The following is a 15,983-nucleotide window of genomic DNA, read 5'->3' on the forward strand; positions in this document are numbered from 1 at the left end:
GATCCCGAAGCCGCCGCCACGCTCAACAAGGACGAGCTGGCCGAGGAATTTCGCCCGATCATCGGCGAAGTGCTCGCCGAGCTCAAGCTGACGCTCAACCGCCGCGAGCAGTTCGCGCTGGAAAAGGTGCTGGTCGACGAATTGCTCGGCCTGGGCCCGCTCGAGGAGCTGATCGCCGATCCCGATGTCAGCGACATCATGGTCAACGGCCCGAACCAGACCTTCATCGAAAAGAAGGGCCGGCTGGAGATCGCGCCGATCCAGTTCCGCGACGAGGAGCATCTGTTCCAGATCGCGCAGCGCATCTGCAACTCGGTCGGCCGCCGCGTCGACCAGACCACGCCGCTGGCCGACGCCCGATTGAAGGATGGCAGCCGCGTCAACGTGATCGTGCCGCCGCTGTCGCTGCGCGGCACCGCGATCTCGATTCGTAAATTCTCCAACAAGCCGATCACGCTCGACATGATGGCCGGCTTCGGCTCGATGTCGCAGAAGATGGCGACCGCGCTCAAGATCGCGGGGGCGTGCCGGTTCAACGTCGTCATCTCGGGCGGTACCGGCTCGGGTAAGACGACGATGCTCAACGCCTTGTCGAAGATGATCGACCCGGGCGAGCGCGTGCTGACGATCGAGGACGCGGCCGAACTGAGACTGCAGCAGCCGCATTGGCTCCCCCTCGAGACCCGCCCCGCCAATCTCGAGGGCCAGGGCGAGATCACCATCCGCGACCTCGTCAAGAACGCGCTGCGTATGCGTCCGGATCGCATCATCCTCGGCGAAATTCGCGGGTCGGAGTGTTTCGACCTGCTCGCCGCGATGAACACCGGTCACGACGGATCGATGTGCACGCTCCACTCCAACAGCCCGCGCGACTGCCTCGGCCGTATGGAGAACATGGTGCTGATGGGCGACATCAAGATCCCCAAGGAAGCGATCTCGCGCCAGATCGCCGATTCGGTCGACATGATCGTCCAGGTGAAGCGTCTGCGCGACGGCAGCCGCCGCGTGACCAACATCACGGAGGTGATCGGCATGGAAGGCCCGGTCATCGTCACGCAGGAATTGTTCAAGTTTGAATATCAGAGCGAATCGGCCGACGGGAAGATCATCGGCGAATATCGCGCGATGGGCCTGCGCCCCTATACGCTCGAAAAGGCGCGCCAGTTCGGCTTCGACCAGGCGTTCCTAGAAGCCTGTCTCTGACGGGCGATATCCGTCCGCGTCGTGCTGGCGCCTTCCCCCCGACGAAAAGCAATAACGGGGTTAACGCAAGTTTTACCCCGTTTGCCTGACGCCGCGACAGGTATAAGCGGTGCTCATGCGCTGCCGCATGCTGCCTGTGCTGATGCTCGCCGCCCTGCCCCTAGGCGGAGCGATGGCGCCGGCTATGCCCGCGCCACCGCCCGAACGCGTCGTGCTGTCGACCGATACCGAAGCGCAATGGGTGCCGTTCGAGCTGACCCCCGGTAATCAGATCCAGTTCCATATGACGATCGACGGCCGCCCGATCGTCGCGATCCTCGACACCGGGTTCAGCATGTCGTCGATTTCGCGCCGCTTCGCCTCGCGCGAGGGACTGAAGATCGGTGGTGGGGGCCAGGGCCTCGGCGTGGGCGGATCGGTCGCCATGGGGTTGGTCAACGGACGCACGCTGACCATCGGCGGACTGACGCGCACCGGCGGTCAACTGGGCGTTCTGGACCTACCCAGCGGCGCGACCGGCAACGGCGGCACCGTCGACGCGGTGGTCGGCGGCGATCTTCTGCGCCGTTACGCACTCGACATCGATTTCACGGCGCGGCGATTCCGTCTGCTACCGAGCGGGCGCCTGCCCTTCGCCGGCCAGACCGCGCCGCTCTCGCTGGCGCTCGGCTATCAGCTCTATGTGAGCGAGATGACGATCGACGGCACCCGGCTGCGCCCGGTCATCGTCGATACCGGCGACGGCGCGACGATCACCATGTCGGACGAAGCATGGAAATCGATCGGCGGGACCAAGCCGGCGACCACGACGACGATCTCCTACAGCATCGCCGGACCGGTGACGTCCGAGCTGACGGTGTTGCCCGCCGTCCGCGTCGGCGAAACCATGGTGCGCGAGGCCGAGGCGCGGATCGAGCCGGGCCGCGGTTTCTCGGCCCAGATGGGCGCGGCGGGACGGATCGGGGTGGGCTATCTGCAGCGCTATCGCGTGCTGCTCGATCCCGGCGCGGGTCGGATGGTGCTGGCGGCATCGAGCGATGTCGACCGCCCGCCGCTGAGGTCGACCAGCGGCCTGCTGCTGGGATTCTACAACGACCGGCTTCGGGTGCTCCACGTCATGCGCGGCGGCCCCGCGGCGGCGGCCGGCGGATGGCAGGCAGGTGACCAGATCTGCAGCGTCGACGGCCAGGCGATCGATGCCGATTACGCCAACGAGCCGATCTCGATGTGGTCGGTCGCCGATCCCGGCCGCGTCGTGCGATTGGGCATGTGCGACGGCGGTGAGCGCAGACTGACTCTCGAACGCTTCTACTGACCGCGGCCGAGCCGGATCGGCGAGCGCGGCTCTCTCGGGAGCTCTCGGCGACCAAAGCCTTTTACGGCGCGTCCCGCACCGGTTATCCCACGCCGGTCGATCTCCGCCGCGATTGGCTCGCCACGCGCTTCACAATTGGAACGCCGCCGCCGCGGCGATGATCGCCACGATCAGCGCGAATACCTGGACATTGCGCCAATCGAACAGCGATACGCGATCGAGATTGCGGCGTTTCTTGTGCCGCCAGTCGGCGATCCCGGCGGCAAGCGCGACCAGCGCCAGGACGATCGCGATCGCCCCGGCGATCTGTTTCGCCGAAAAGTCCATGGCCGGGAGCCCTTAGTGGCCGAGCTTCTCGATCTTTTCCTGTAACCGTGCGAGCTCGGCCTTCAGCGCGGAGACGTCGTCGTCGCCACCGGCGGCGGGTGACGGCGCTGGCTTGGGCGCGGCCGTGGTCGCAGGCCCCTGCGGCTTGAACGCCGCGGTCGCCGCCTCGAACATCTGCATGTTGCGCTTGGCCAGCTCGGCGAATGGCGAGTTGGCAAACGCGCCCTCGACCGCCGACTTGAACTGCTCCTGGTTGCGGCGGAAGCTCTCCATCGAGGCTTCGAGATAGCTCGGCACGAACGCCTGCATCGAATCGCCGTACATCGCGATCAATTGACGCAGGAAATTGACCGGCAGCATGGTCTGCCCGCGCGCTTCCTCTTCCATGATGATCTGGGTCAGGACATTGTGGGTGATGTCCTCGTCGGTCTTGGCGTCGACGACCTTGAAGTCGCGCCCCTCGCGCGTCATCGCGGCGAGGTGATCGAGCGTGATGTAGGACGAGCTTTCGGTATTGTAGAGCCGGCGATTGGCGTATTTCTTGATGATCACCGGGCCGTCGCCGGCCGCTTGCTTCTTCATGACAGGAGCGCCCCTCGAATGATATGCTGCACCTGTACCACCGATGCATGATGCGCCGCAACATGGGCCCCGCCCGCTACCGCTGTTCCTCGACATGCTGCGCGAACAGACCGCAGCATCGCCGGAGCGCCGCGCCGCCGCGCTGGCCGGGCTGAAGGCATATCAGGAGGCCCCGCGCGCGCGGAAAAGGCGGCTTGCGCCCGCCCGCTTCCGGCGCGGGCGGGCGCGGCTGCGCGATTATGGCGGCACCGGGCGGCCGGTGATCTTCGTGCCGTCGCTGATCAACCCGCCGTTCATCCTCGATCTTGCGCCGCAAAATTCCCTGTTGCGCTGGTGCAGCGAACAAGGGCTGCATCCCTATTTGCTCGACTGGGGCGATCCGACGCCGGCCGATCGCGACTTGGACGCGACCGCGCATGTCGAACGCATCCTGCTGCCCCTCATCGCCAGGTTCGATGCGCCGCCGCTGCTGGTCGGCTATTGCCTGGGCGGCACGCTCGCGCTCGCGGCTGCCGCCACGGGAGCCGTCGCGGGCGTCGCCCTGATCGCGACGCCCTGGCATTTCGCCGGGTTCAGCGGCGGGCGCCTGGCGATCGGCGAATTGTGGGGGGCAGCCAAGCCGTCGTGCGCGGCGATCGGCCTGGTGCCGATGGAAGTGCTGCAGACCGGCTTCTGGCGGCTCGACCCGGAGCGCACGATCGCGAAATACGAAGCGTTCGGGCGGATGGAGCCGGGCAGCGCCGGTTGGCAAGGCTTCATCGCGCTGGAAGATTGGGCCAACGCGGGCGCGCCGCTGCCCTATGCGGTCGGGCGCCAGGTGTTCGAGGATTTCGTCGGCGGCGACCTGACCGGGACGGGCGGCTGGCGGGTGGCGGGCCACACGGTTGATCCGCATACCCTTCCCTGCCCGTCGGTCGAGTTCGTGTCGTTGACCGATCGTATCGTTCCCAAGGAAAGCGCCGCCGACCTCGCCGACCGTCGCGATCTCGGGTCGGGGCATGTCGGGATGATCGTCGGCGGCCGCGCCAGGGCGCAATTGTGGGAGCCGCTGGCGGACTGGCTCAAGCACGCCTAGATACGCGGCGAATCCAACCACCCCCTGCTGGAGTCTTCCATGTCCGACATCGTCATCACCGCCGCCAAGCGTACCCCGGTCGGCAGCTTCCTCGGCGCGTTCGGCGGGACGCCGGCGCATGAACTCGGCCGCGTCGCGATCGAGGCGGCCTTGGCGCAGGCCGGCGTCGCGGGCGAGGAAGTGTCGGAAGTCATTCTCGGCCAGGTATTGACCGCGGCGCAGGGCCAGAACCCGGCGCGCCAGGCGTCGATGGCGGCCGGCGTGCCCAAGGAGGTCCCGGCCTGGGGCGTCAATCAGGTGTGCGGGTCGGGCCTGCGCGCGGTGGCGCTGGCGGCGCAGGCGGTGGCGACCGGCGATGCCCGGATCGTCGTCGCCGGCGGCCAGGAATCGATGTCGCTGAGCGTGCATGCCCAGGCGCTGCGCGCCGGGCAGAAGATGGGCGCGCTCGAATTGGTCGACACGATGATCAAGGACGGCCTGACCGACGTGTTCAACGGCTATCACATGGGGATCACCGCCGAGAACCTGGCCGAGCAATATCAGGTGACGCGCGAGATGCAGGACGAATTCTCGGTCCGCTCGCAAAATCTAGCCGAGGCCGCGCGCGCCGCAGGCCGCTTCAAGGATGAGATCGTGCCTGTCACGATCAAGGGCCGCAAGGGCGACACGATCGTCGCCGACGACGAATATATCCGCGCCGGGGTGACGATCGACAGCGTGTCGGGTGTGCGCCCCGCCTTCAAGAAGGACGGCACGGTGACCGCGGCCAATGCCTCGGGCCTCAACGACGGCGCCGCGGCGCTGGTGGTCATGTCGGCCGAGGAAGCGGCCAAGCGCGGCGTCCCGGTGCTGGCGCGGATCGCGAGTTGGGCCTCGGCCGGCGTCGACCCCTCGATCATGGGCATCGGCCCGGTCCCGGCGACGCGCCGCGCGCTCGAAAAGGCCGGCTGGTCGATCGCCGACCTCGACCTGATCGAGGCGAACGAGGCGTTCGCCGCCCAGGCGCTGTCGGTCGGCAAGGAGCTCGGCTGGGACGCCGGTCGGGTCAACGTCAATGGCGGCGCGATCGCCATCGGCCACCCGATCGGCGCCTCGGGCGCGCGCGTGCTGACCACCCTGCTCTACGAAATGGCCAAGCGCGACGCCAAGAAGGGCCTCGCCACGCTCTGCATCGGCGGCGGCATGGGCATCGCCATGTGCGTCGAGCGCTGACGAAGCTGCCATTGCAGGACTGCCCCCGCAAAAGCGGGACAAAAAAAGGGGGGCTTACGCCCCCCTTCGAGTTTCGACTGATCGTCTCGATCAGAATTTGATGCCGGCGCCGAACCGGAAATACCGGCCCAACGTACCGCGGAAATAGACGTCGTTCGTGCCGCTCGACGGGTAAGGCGGCTTGGTGTTGAAGACGTTGTCGACCCCCAGCCGGAACTGGAAGTTCTTCTGCACGGTGAACGAGATCGCCATGTTGGTGAACACCACGGCGTTCTCATGATTGAACGGCTCGAAATTGGGCGCCAGGTTGATGTTCTGGAACGACGGCCCGATGTACGCGAGCTGCGCATAATATTCGAACGGTCCATTGTCGTAGGTCAGGCTCAGGACGCCCTTGTCCTTCGCATAGCCCACGTTGCCCGCCGTATTGGTCTTCGTGCCTTCAGTCGTGGTCGAGAGTTCGAACAGATGCTGGTAGCTGACCCCGATACCGATCGAGCTGTCCTTGCCCAGGAACGGCGTCCGCGTGCGGAAGTCGCCCTGCGCCACGATACCACGGAACTTGAGCTGATCCTGGTTGGCATAGCCGGTGACGATGTAGGACAGCTGTCCCGAGCTATCGCGCAGGATGCGGCTGCAGAAAGGATTGCTCGGATACGTGGTCGAATCGTAGCAATCGCTCAGCACCTGGTTCGATCCCAGCGAGCTGATCACGTTCTTCACCGTGATGTCGACATAGTCTGCCGAGAAAGTGAGACCGCGAATGAAGCGCGGTTGCACAATTGCGCCGACCGTCCACGAGTTGGCCGCTTCGTTCTTGAGCGAAGCATCGCCGCGCACCGCCTGCGTGAACGAGCGATCGTCCGACAGCGCGCTGAAGGTGGTCGGGTCCACCCCCAGAGCGTTGAGCGCCGCCGCACAATTGGCCTTGCGGGTCGCCGGCGCCGGACCGTTGCCGAGTTCGGTCACGTCGCAGGGATCGGTCGCGAAGTCGAAATAGGTCTGCGCCGGATTCTGGTTTTCCGTAATCGAAGGCGAGCGGATCGACCGGGTGAAGTTGCCGCGGATCGTCAGATCCTTGATCGGCGCCCACTTGCCGCCGGCGGTCCACGTGAAGGCGCCGCCGTTGACCGAGTTGTCGACGTAGCGGAGCGCGCCCTGGAACTCGAGCGAGTTGAAGCCCGGAATATTATTGTCCGGTCCGATCAGCTGCGCCTGGATTTCGCCATAGACTTCGTTGGTGTGATAGCCCGCGTTGATCGGAACGATCGGCACGACCTGGCCATAAGAGGTGCGGTCGTTGGTCGGATCGCCGTCACCATTGGAGTCGACGGCCGGATTCGAATCGGGCGCACCCAAATAGGCCGCGCTGGGGTCGAAATTCTCATGCTCCTCGCGATGCTCGACGCCGATCGCGAACGACAGATTGCCGCCCGGCAGCTTGAACAACGGACCGGTCAGCGACGCGGTGAAGTCCTTCTGCGTGTTGGTCGATTTGGGCGTCGCGATCATCGTGACGTAATCGCGCGCCGCCTGGCTCGACACGCCGATGCCGAACAGGTTTAGCGGCGAACAGGTCGAGCTGATCGTCGGCCCGGGCGAACTGGTCAGGCCGGCGAGACACGGAATCCCGTTCGGGTTGCTCGCAGTAATCGCGCCGACGGCATTGTCGAAATTCTGCGTATTGATGACCGGGATCGCGCTCTTGGTGATCGACTTGCCGTAATTGCCGGAGATTTCCCACTTCCAGGTGTTTCCGCCGACTTGGAAGTCACCGTCGAATCCGCCGACGAAGCGCATGATGTCGACCTGGCCACGGACGCGGCCGGACACCAGATCGGTATTGGCGCGATCGAGCAGGAAATAGTCCTGAGTAATGCCGAGGACGTTCTGATCGCTAAGCAGGTTATTGTTGATCGAGTTTTGGATCTGCGCCCGCGCCGCCGGCGAAAGGAACGGATTGTTGATGCTCAGGATAACCTGACCGCTGGGGTCTCCAGGGGCGCCGAACAGACCGCCGTTATATTCCGGTTGATCGCGCAGGTTGGTCCCCTCGCTATGCGAATACCAAGCCTCGCCGAACACCCGGACATGGTCCGTGATCTGGTACGATGCCGTCGCGATGCCATTGTAGCGCTTGGTATTGGTCAGGAGGTTGCTGAGGTCGGTCAGGCTGTAGCCGTTGCCGCCCGACGCGTTGACCAGGCTGGTGGTCAGGCCGAAGTCGATCGGGATCAGATTACCCGCCGAATCGAACTTCATTACGCTGGTCGGCGAAACCCCGTTGGTCACACCACCATTGAGCGGTACAATCGGACCGCCGGTCAAATATTTCGAATAAACCGAATACGCTTGCTGGTATTTTGGCGGCAGGACGATGTTCGACCCGAGGATGTAGCCGATGTACGAGCTGACCAACGGAATGCCCGCGGCGTCGGTGATCGGAATACGGCGATCGGGATAGAATTGACGCAGAAAGCCGGTGCCCGCGGTCGTCGGCGTGTCGTAATAACGACCCAGACCCGGTAGCTCGCGATCGGTGTAGAGCAGGCCCTTGCCCTCGTTATACTCGCCCGCGATCGTGATGTTACCACGGCCGCCGGCGAAATTGTGCCCGGCCAGCGCGCGAATGCGGTAATTGGGAGCATCGCCCTTTTCGGCGATCTCATACTGACCGTCGAGCTCGAAGCCCTGATAGTCCTTCTTCAGGATGACGTTGATCGTGCCCGCGATCGCGTCCGACCCGTAGATCGGCGCGCCGCCGACGGCGACGGTTTCGACGCGATCGATCAGCTTGGTCGGAATGACGTTGAGGTCGACCTGATCGCCGCCGTTCCCGGTTGGGCCGAAGATCGACGAAGTATTCGACCCGACGAAGCGACGGCCGTTGACCAGGGTCAGCGTGCGCTGCGACCCGAGGCCGAAGAAATTGACGAAGCTCTGGCCCGGGCCGAAGCTCGACTGCCCGCCGATCGGCGAACTGTCGGGGACGCCGAACGCCGGCAATTCGTTGAGCGCCTGGCCCAAGGTGGTGAAGCCGCGGGCCTCGATCTGCTTGCTGTCGAGGGTCAGGACCGGCTCGACCGTGTCATATTTGCCGCTGCGCGCGATGCGCGAGCCGGTGATGATGATTTCCTTGTCGTTCGGATTGCTGTCGTCCGCAGGCGCCGACGCGATCGATTGATCATCGGGCGCGGGCGCCGTCTGGGCGAATGCGGGCATCGCCGCAGAAATCAGCGCAACGGCGGAAACGCCGAATGCGAGGCGAGTCTTACTCATCACCATTTTCCCCTTGTTCTATATTATTGGGGCAGCCTAACTGACCGAAGGCCCGTTTCAAGCCCGATAGGGTAGGAATGACGCAATTTTACCCCACCTTGTGACCGAATCGCCACAATGGCTTCATCCCGGGTACAGGTTACCCCACGCGCATGAACCGCGACCCGAGGCCGGTCAGTAGTTCATATTGCGACATGCCCGATTGCACGGCGGCGCGTGGCAGGTCGAAATCGATCGCCAGCCAGTCGCCCTCAACCACGTCGTGGCCGGTCACGTCGACCGCGATCAGGTCCATCGATACCCGGCCGAGCAGCGGCAATGTCGCACCGTCGAGCAGCGCCGCGCCGCGTCCCGAGAAACCACGGAAATAGCCGTCGGCATAACCGTAATTGAGAATCGCCACCTCGGTGTCGCGGGGCGCAATCCAGGTCGCATTGTAGCCGACCGCGTCGCCCGCGCGCACGGTGCGTCGCTGGAGGACTTGCGCCTCGGGATGAGCGACCTGGGCGATGACGCCCGAAAGCTCAGGCCGGGGAACGCCGCCATAAAGCGCGATCCCCGGCCGTGTGAGATCGAAGGCGTAATCCGGCCCCAGTGCGACCCCCGCCGAATTGGCGAGGCTGAGCCGCCGCGCCGCGACGCGCTCGCTCATCGCGACGAAGCGGCCGCGCTGTTCGCTGTTCTGCGCACTGTCCTCGTCGGCCGATGCGAGATGGCTCATCAGCGTGTCGATCGTCAGCCGGTCGAGCGCGCCGGCGGCGAGATCGTCCTCGCCCAGGCCGAGCCGGTTCATCCCGGTGTCGAGCATGACATGACAGGCACCCCCGCCCGCGCTCCGCCAGCGCGCGGCCTGGCGCGCGGTGTTGAGCACCGGCGTCGCGATCCCGGATAGCGCCAGCTCCATATCCTCGGCGCGCACGCCGTGGAGCACCGCCAGGTCGGGCAGCCCGAGCGATGCGAGCGCCGCGGCTTCCGGCCAGGTCGCGACGAAGAAATCGCGACATCCCGCCGCCGCCAGCGTCCGCGCGACCCAATCGCCGCCCAGGCCATAACCGTCGGCCTTGAGCGCGGCGCCGCACGCCGCAGACCCGCTTAACCGCGCGAGCGCCCGCCAATTGGCGGCAAGAGCTTCGGCGTCACGGCGCAGACGGAGGGGAGCGTCAACCATGGGGCGCTGCCTAGCGGCCGGCGCCACCGCCTACCACCCCCCCGAGGGTTATACCCGACAGCGTCGGGCCGCAGGGCGCCCTCGTCATGCAGCTTCTCGTCTTTCCACTTGAGGCCCCAAAGCGAGACCAACAGCGCCATCAGCACGACGATCCAGGTGTACCACAATCCACCATAGGGATTGCCGGTCTTGGCGACGATATATTGGCTGATGAAGGGCAGGAAGCCGCCGAAATAGCCGGTGCCGATATGATAAGGGATCGACATCGAACTGTAGCGGATCCGCGCCGGGAACATCTCCGCGAGCAGCGCCGCGACCGGGCCATAGGTCGCTCCCGACAAGGCCCCCAATACCAGCATGGCGAAGACGATGACGGCGATGCCGAGCGGGCTCGGCCTGACCTTGTCGAGCTTGTAGCCATTGGCGGCGAGCGCGGCGTCGAGTCCCGCCGGGCTGGTGTCGGACACCGCCTCCCCGCCGATCAGCACCGCCACCGCGGGGGTCGTGTCCTTGGTGTAAGCGATGCCCTTTTTGGAGAAATAATCGAGCAACTGGCCACAGCGGTCGGCCTGTTTCGCGGCGAACAGATCGTAGCTGCAATCCGGCCCCGACACGACCACCGGCGCGCGCTTCGCCGCATGGGCGAGGTCGGGATTGGCCGCGCTGCCCATCGCCCAGAAGATCGGGAACAGCAGCACCAGGGTCACCGCATAGCCGACCACGATCGGCCCCTTGCGCCCGACCCGGTCGGACATCTTCCCGAACACGACGAACCAGAAGAGGCCGGCGCCGCCAGCGACGCCGACGATCAATTGCGCGGTGGTCTCGTCGACCCGCATCGTCGTGGTCAGAAACGAGAGCGTCGAGAACAAGGCGGTGTACCAGATCACGGTCAGCCCGGCGGCGACGCCGAACAAGGCGACGAACAGGCGCTTGAGGTTGCCGGGGTAGGTAAAGCTGGAGACGATCGGATTCTTGACCGTCTCCCCGGCTTCCTTGATCGCCTTGAACACCGGGCTTTCGCTGAGCTTGAGCCGCATCCACAGCGACACCGCGAGCAGCACCAGCGAGAACAGGAACGGGAAGCGCCATGCCCAGGCCGCCCAGGCGGCGTCGCCGACCGCCAGCTTGGTCAGCAGCACCACCGCGAGGCTGAGGATGAAGCCGCCGGCGACGCAGGACTGGATGAAGCTGGTGTAATAGCCCGATTTTCCCGGCGGCGAATGCTCGGCGACATAGATGGCGGCGCCGCCATATTCGCCGCCCAGCGCCAGTCCTTGCGCCACGCGCAACAGGATGATGATCGCCGGCGCCCACAGCCCGATCCGCGCCGCCGGCGGGACCAGGCCGACCCCGGCGGTGGCGATGCCCATCAGGGTGATGGTGACGAGGAAGGTGTATTTGCGCCCGAGCTTGTCGCCGAGATAGCCGAACAGCACCGCGCCCAGCGGCCGGAAGCCGAACCCGACCGCGAAGCTGGCCCAGGCGATCAGCGTCTGGATCAGTTCGTTGCCGGCCGGGAAGAACGCCGCGCCGATGATCTTGGCGAGCGTGCCGTAGATGAAGAAATCGTACCACTCGAACGCGGTGCCGAGCGAGGAGGCGGCGATGACCAGCCGGATGTCGGACGGGCTGGGATCCGGCCGCAATTCTTCCGCCATTACCGTCGCCATCACGTCTCCCCCATTTTTCCGCGCCGGTGTAGCGCCTCGTGCGGCGGCGGCAAGCGCGATGCTTGACGCGATCGATATGCGGGCGTAACGGGCGCGGCCTCGGGCGGCGAGTCTGCCCGGAACATGAGGACAATGAATGTTCGGACGCAAAATCATAACGGAGATCAGCTCCGTCCGCGTCCCGCGCCAGCCCTAGCGCAAGCCCTTGCGCGCCGGCCCGCGGGCATCGGGCGCGCCAATCTCCAGAACAACTGAACGAGTCGTCGTCGGCGCACCACTGCGTCCACGGCGCGAAGGAGATGTCATGGGCGAGTTGCGCCTGGTGGCGAGCATGGCGCGCCACCTGATCGATGAATTCCGTGGTTCCGCGATGGTCGGCAAGGCGCTGACCGAATGGGCCGAGAGCAATGCGAGCTGGCTGGCCGGCACGACCGTGGAGGGCGTGACGATCGACCTCGCCTGGCTGGACGCCGCGATCGCGCGGGCGGAGACGCTGCCCGACGAGAGCGACCGGCTGGCCGACCTCGCCGCGACGCTGGGCGCGCAGCTCGAGCTCGACGATTTCGATCGGCGGTTGCTGACGCTCGCCTTGCTGGCGGAGCGGCGCCCGCGCGCCAATGCGCTGGCCAAGGCGATGGCGCGCGCGCAGGTCGACATGGCGGCGGTGCTGGCGGTCATGGCGGGCGCGAGCAACGGCGCCGCCGCGCGCGCCAGTCTGGTGATGCGGCTCGGCCTGTTCGAGATGAGCCGCGAATATCTCGAAGCGCCACGGATCGAGACGACCTGGCGGTTCGACCGGCTGCTCGACCGAGGGATCGAGGATGGCGAGGAGATCGTCACCGCGATGGTCGGCGCGCGGCAGCGGGCGATGCTGCCGCTCGATGCCTTTCCCCAGGCCGAGCACTGCGCCGGCCTGCTGGTCGGCTTGCTGCGCGGCGCCGCGGCGACGCGGGCGCCGGGGGTCAACATCCTGATCCACGGCCCGCCCGGCACCGGCAAGACCGAGTTCGCGCGCAGCCTGGCGGCGGCGGCGGGCACCGCCCTGTTCGCGGTCGGCGAGCATGATTTCGACGGCGAGGAGCCGAGCCGCGAGGACCGGGTCGGGTCGCTCAACCTCGGGCAGCGCGCCTTCGCCGCGCGTGGCAACACGGTCCTGTTGTTCGACGAGTTCGAGGACATGATCGGCGATGCCGCGCCCAGCGCCGGCGACTTCATGCGCGGGCGGCAGGGATCGAAGGTGTTCGTCAACCGGATGCTCGAGACCAACCGGCTGCCGGTGATCTGGACCAGCAACGCGATCGACAATGTCGATCCCGCGATCCTGCGCCGGATGAGCTTCGTGCTGCATATGAAGCAGCCGTCGGGGCGGGCGGCGCGGCAAGTGCTGGCACGGATCGCGGCGGACGAAGGCGTCGCGGTGCCGCCAGCGCTCGACGATCTGGTGGCGCGGGCGCCCCAGGCGGCGAGCGTGGCGCGGGTGGCGATCCGCTCGGCCAAGCTCGCCGGGGGCGACGGCGCGGTGTCCGCGGCGGAGTCTCTGGTCCGCGCGATCAGCGGGCCGCTGCGCCCGGTCGAGGGCGGCGGGCGGTTCGACCCGGCGCTGGTCGAGGCCGATACCGACATCGTGCGCTTGCTCGACCGCGTCACGCGGCCGGGCGGCCCGCGCGACTTCTCGCTGCTGCTGACCGGGCCGCCGGGCACGGGCAAGACCGCGCTGGCGCACCATCTGGCGCAGCGGCTCGACCGGCCGCTGATCGCCAAGCGCGCGTCGGACTTGCTGTCGAAATGGGTCGGCGGGACCGAGGCGAACATCGCCGACGCCTTCGCCGAGGCGCGCGAGGAGGACGCGGTGCTGTTGTTCGACGAAATCGACTCGATCCTCGCCGACCGCAGCGGCGCCCAGGCGAGCTGGGAAGTCAGCCAGGTCAACGAATTGCTGACCTGGTTCGAGCGGCATCCGTTGCCGTTCGTCGCGGCGACCAACCATGCGGCCAAGCTCGATCCGGCGGCGATGCGACGATTCGTGTTCAAACTCGAACTTCGCGCGCTGTCGCCGGCTCGCGCGGCGCAGGCGTTCGAGCGCCAGTTCGGCGTACCCGCGCCGCAGTCGCTGGCGCAACTGCACGGGGTGACGCCGGGCGACCTGGCGGTGGTGGCCCGCGGGCTGCGTTTCGCCGACGCCCGGCCGGAGGCGGAAGCGCTAGTTGCTCTGGTGGCGAAGGAAGTCGCGTCGCGGCCCGAGGGCGGCGGGCGGATCGGGTTTTAGGAGTCGACCCTCGCCGCCGCTCGGGCGAATGGGATGCGTCGCTGTGCGGTTTCCGTTCTACCCCTCCCCGGCGAAGGCCGGGGCCCAGCGTCGGCGATGTGGAGATGGCATCCCGTCGCTCTGGGTTCACTGCAACTGGACCCCGGCCTTCGCCGGGGAAGCGTAATAGATGCAGGCGTCACCCGCGAAGGGGGCGATACTCGCGACTATCCGCCCCTGCTATCTCACGGCTTCCGCGTCGCGACGTTATTGCTGCGGTCGCGATCGGGGATCTTGTGGTCGGGGTCGAGTTCGGCCCTGACCACATCGCCGCGCGGCACCGCTACATCCGTCGCCGCCTGGCGGATCCAGGTTTCGGCCGGCAGCGCGACGTCCAGCTTGCGCCCATCGGCATAGGTCACCCGCAACGTCGCCGGCATGATCAATTTGTCGCGCGCCACGACCCGCACCAAAGGCGTACCGTCCTTCGCGGTCGAGATGCCTTCGACCGCCAGGTCCAGCTGCCAATTGTTCGCGTACCAGCCGCGCCACCACCAGGACAGATCCTCCCCGCTCTCGCTTTCCATCGCGCGGAAGAAATCGGCCGGCTTGGGATGCTTGAACGCCCAGGCGGCGATGAAACGGCGGAACGCGGCGTCGAAGCGCTGCGGGCCGAGGATCTGCTCGCGCAGCAGCACCAGCCCGAGCGCCGATTTGAAATAGGTCACCGGGTGGCGGTATTTGTTGAGGATGGTGTCGGCGCGCGACAGGATCGGCGGCGCGTCGGGATCGGCCAGGATCGGCAATATCTCGTCGACCGGATCGCCGCCGCCGGGCGCATATTCGCCGTCGCGCTTGGGCGAATATTCGCCTTTGTTGAACTCGTCCGATTCGTAGGTGTCGATGAAGGTGTTGAAACCCTCGTCCATCCACGCGTTGCGGCGCTCGTCGAAGCCGACGATCATCGGGAACCAGCTATGCCCGATCTCGTGCGCGCTGATCCAGAACAGCTCCTTGCCCTTGTCCTCGACGCCGTCGAACACGATGCCCGGATATTCCATGCCCGAGGCGGGGCCGGCGATGTTGATCGCGGCGGGCCAGGGATAGGGGAAATATTTCGCCGAATAACGCTCGACCGCGTCCTTCATATATTCGGTCGACCGCCCCCATTTGTCGGGACCCGCGGACTCGGCCGGATAGAAGGACATGGCGAGCGACGACTTGCCGCCCGGCAGGTTGATCCGCGCGGCGTCCCAGGCGAAGGCCGACGAGGCGCTGAACGCGACGTCGCGGCTATTGTCCATGTGGAAACGCCAGGTCAGCATGCCGCTTTTGGGTCGCGTCGTCGGGTCGCTCACCCGCTCGGGTTCGCGGATCATCACCGTACGGTCGCTGCGCCGCGCCGCCGCCAGCCGCGCCTGCTGCTGCGGGGTCAGCACTTCCTGCGGGTTCATCAGCTCACCGGAGCCGGCGACGATCATGTCGGCGGGGACGGTGATCGCGTAATCGAAATTGCCGTATTCGAGGTAGAATTCCTGCGCCAGATAGGGCGTCGGATCCCAGCCGCGGATGTCGTCGAACACCGCCATGCGCGGATACCATTGCGCGACCGAATAGATCGGCGCGCCGTTCTTCGCGGTCAGCCAGCCGGTTCGTCCGCCGAACTCGTCGCTGGGCACTTCGTAATGATAGCGGATGTGGATGACCGCCTTGCCACCCGAGGCGAGCGCACTCGGCAGCGGGAGTTGCGCGCGCGTGTCGCTGATGACCGGCGTGACCGGCACCGCTGTCTTGCCCAGCGTGACCGACACCTGGTCGAGCGTCATGCCGTCGGTATTGCCGCGTGGCGCGCCGCCCTGCGCCAGGCTGCCACGCGATCCCGGGCGGTAGAGATTCTGGTCGAG

General features: G+C 66.4%; 11 protein-coding genes. 5 read left to right on the forward strand and 6 right to left on the reverse strand.

Annotated features, from left to right (window positions below; all coding sequences use genetic code 11):
- The coding region (locus ACTHJR_RS13280; protein WP_440523711.1) for a CpaF family protein at positions 1 to 1,203 on the forward strand (1,203 nt) is incomplete at its 5' end.
- 184 nt (positions 1,204 to 1,387) lie between these two features.
- The gene (locus ACTHJR_RS13285) at positions 1,388 to 2,518 is read left to right on the forward strand and encodes a retropepsin-like aspartic protease (protein ID WP_440523712.1); all 1,131 of its coding nucleotides are present in this window, start codon (positions 1,388 to 1,390) and stop codon (positions 2,516 to 2,518) included.
- A gap of 129 nt (positions 2,519 to 2,647) precedes the next feature.
- Here ACTHJR_RS13285 and ACTHJR_RS13290 read toward each other — a convergent pair whose 3' ends face one another.
- Both ACTHJR_RS13290 and phaR read right to left on the reverse strand, forming a co-directional pair.
- Positions 2,648 to 2,845: a hypothetical protein gene (locus ACTHJR_RS13290; RefSeq protein ID WP_440523713.1), complete on the reverse strand. Its 198-nt coding sequence runs from the start codon at positions 2,843 to 2,845 to the stop codon at positions 2,648 to 2,650.
- Positions 2,846 to 2,857: 12 nt separating this feature from the next.
- Entirely contained in the window at positions 2,858 to 3,427 is a 570-nt protein-coding gene (gene phaR / locus ACTHJR_RS13295; RefSeq protein ID WP_440523714.1) for a polyhydroxyalkanoate synthesis repressor PhaR, read from the reverse strand.
- A gap of 43 nt (positions 3,428 to 3,470) precedes the next feature.
- On the opposite strand from phaR, the gene ACTHJR_RS13300 reads away from it, so the two are divergent.
- Positions 3,471 to 4,502, forward strand: a complete 1,032-nt coding sequence (locus tag ACTHJR_RS13300; RefSeq protein ID WP_440523715.1) for an alpha/beta hydrolase — start codon at positions 3,471 to 3,473, stop codon at positions 4,500 to 4,502.
- A gap of 39 nt (positions 4,503 to 4,541) precedes the next feature.
- Positions 4,542 to 5,714, forward strand: a complete 1,173-nt coding sequence (locus ACTHJR_RS13305) for an acetyl-CoA C-acetyltransferase (RefSeq protein ID WP_440523716.1) — start codon at positions 4,542 to 4,544, stop codon at positions 5,712 to 5,714.
- Between the two features lie 90 nt (positions 5,715 to 5,804).
- Here the strand turns inward: ACTHJR_RS13305 and ACTHJR_RS13310 are convergent, their stop codons facing one another.
- From ACTHJR_RS13310 to ACTHJR_RS13320, 3 genes are all read right to left on the reverse strand, one after another.
- On the reverse strand, positions 5,805 to 8,936 hold the full coding sequence (locus ACTHJR_RS13310; RefSeq protein ID WP_440523717.1) for a TonB-dependent receptor domain-containing protein: 3,132 nt from the start codon (positions 8,934 to 8,936) through the stop codon (positions 5,805 to 5,807).
- 196 nt (positions 8,937 to 9,132) lie between these two features.
- Positions 9,133 to 10,161, reverse strand: a complete 1,029-nt coding sequence (locus tag ACTHJR_RS13315; RefSeq protein ID WP_440523718.1) for an alanine racemase — start codon at positions 10,159 to 10,161, stop codon at positions 9,133 to 9,135.
- A complete protein-coding gene (locus tag ACTHJR_RS13320) occupies positions 10,086 to 11,834 on the reverse strand; it encodes an MFS transporter (protein WP_440523719.1) in 1,749 nt (582 codons plus the stop codon). Before ACTHJR_RS13320 ends, ACTHJR_RS13315 begins: the two co-directional genes overlap by 76 nt.
- Before the next feature lie 304 nt (positions 11,835 to 12,138).
- On the opposite strand from ACTHJR_RS13320, the gene ACTHJR_RS13325 reads away from it, so the two are divergent.
- Entirely contained in the window at positions 12,139 to 14,100 is a 1,962-nt protein-coding gene (locus tag ACTHJR_RS13325) for an AAA family ATPase (RefSeq protein WP_440523720.1), read from the forward strand.
- A 224-nt stretch (positions 14,101 to 14,324) separates the two neighbouring features.
- Here ACTHJR_RS13325 and ACTHJR_RS13330 read toward each other — a convergent pair.
- Positions 14,325 to 15,983, reverse strand: a 1,659-nt coding sequence (locus ACTHJR_RS13330; protein ID WP_440523721.1) for a M1 family metallopeptidase, incomplete at its 5' end; no start/stop codon positions are given.

It is taken from the genome of Sphingomonas sp., assembly GCF_051962185.1.
In the GTDB taxonomy this organism is placed as follows: Bacteria; Pseudomonadota; Alphaproteobacteria; order Sphingomonadales; family Sphingomonadaceae; genus Sphingomonas.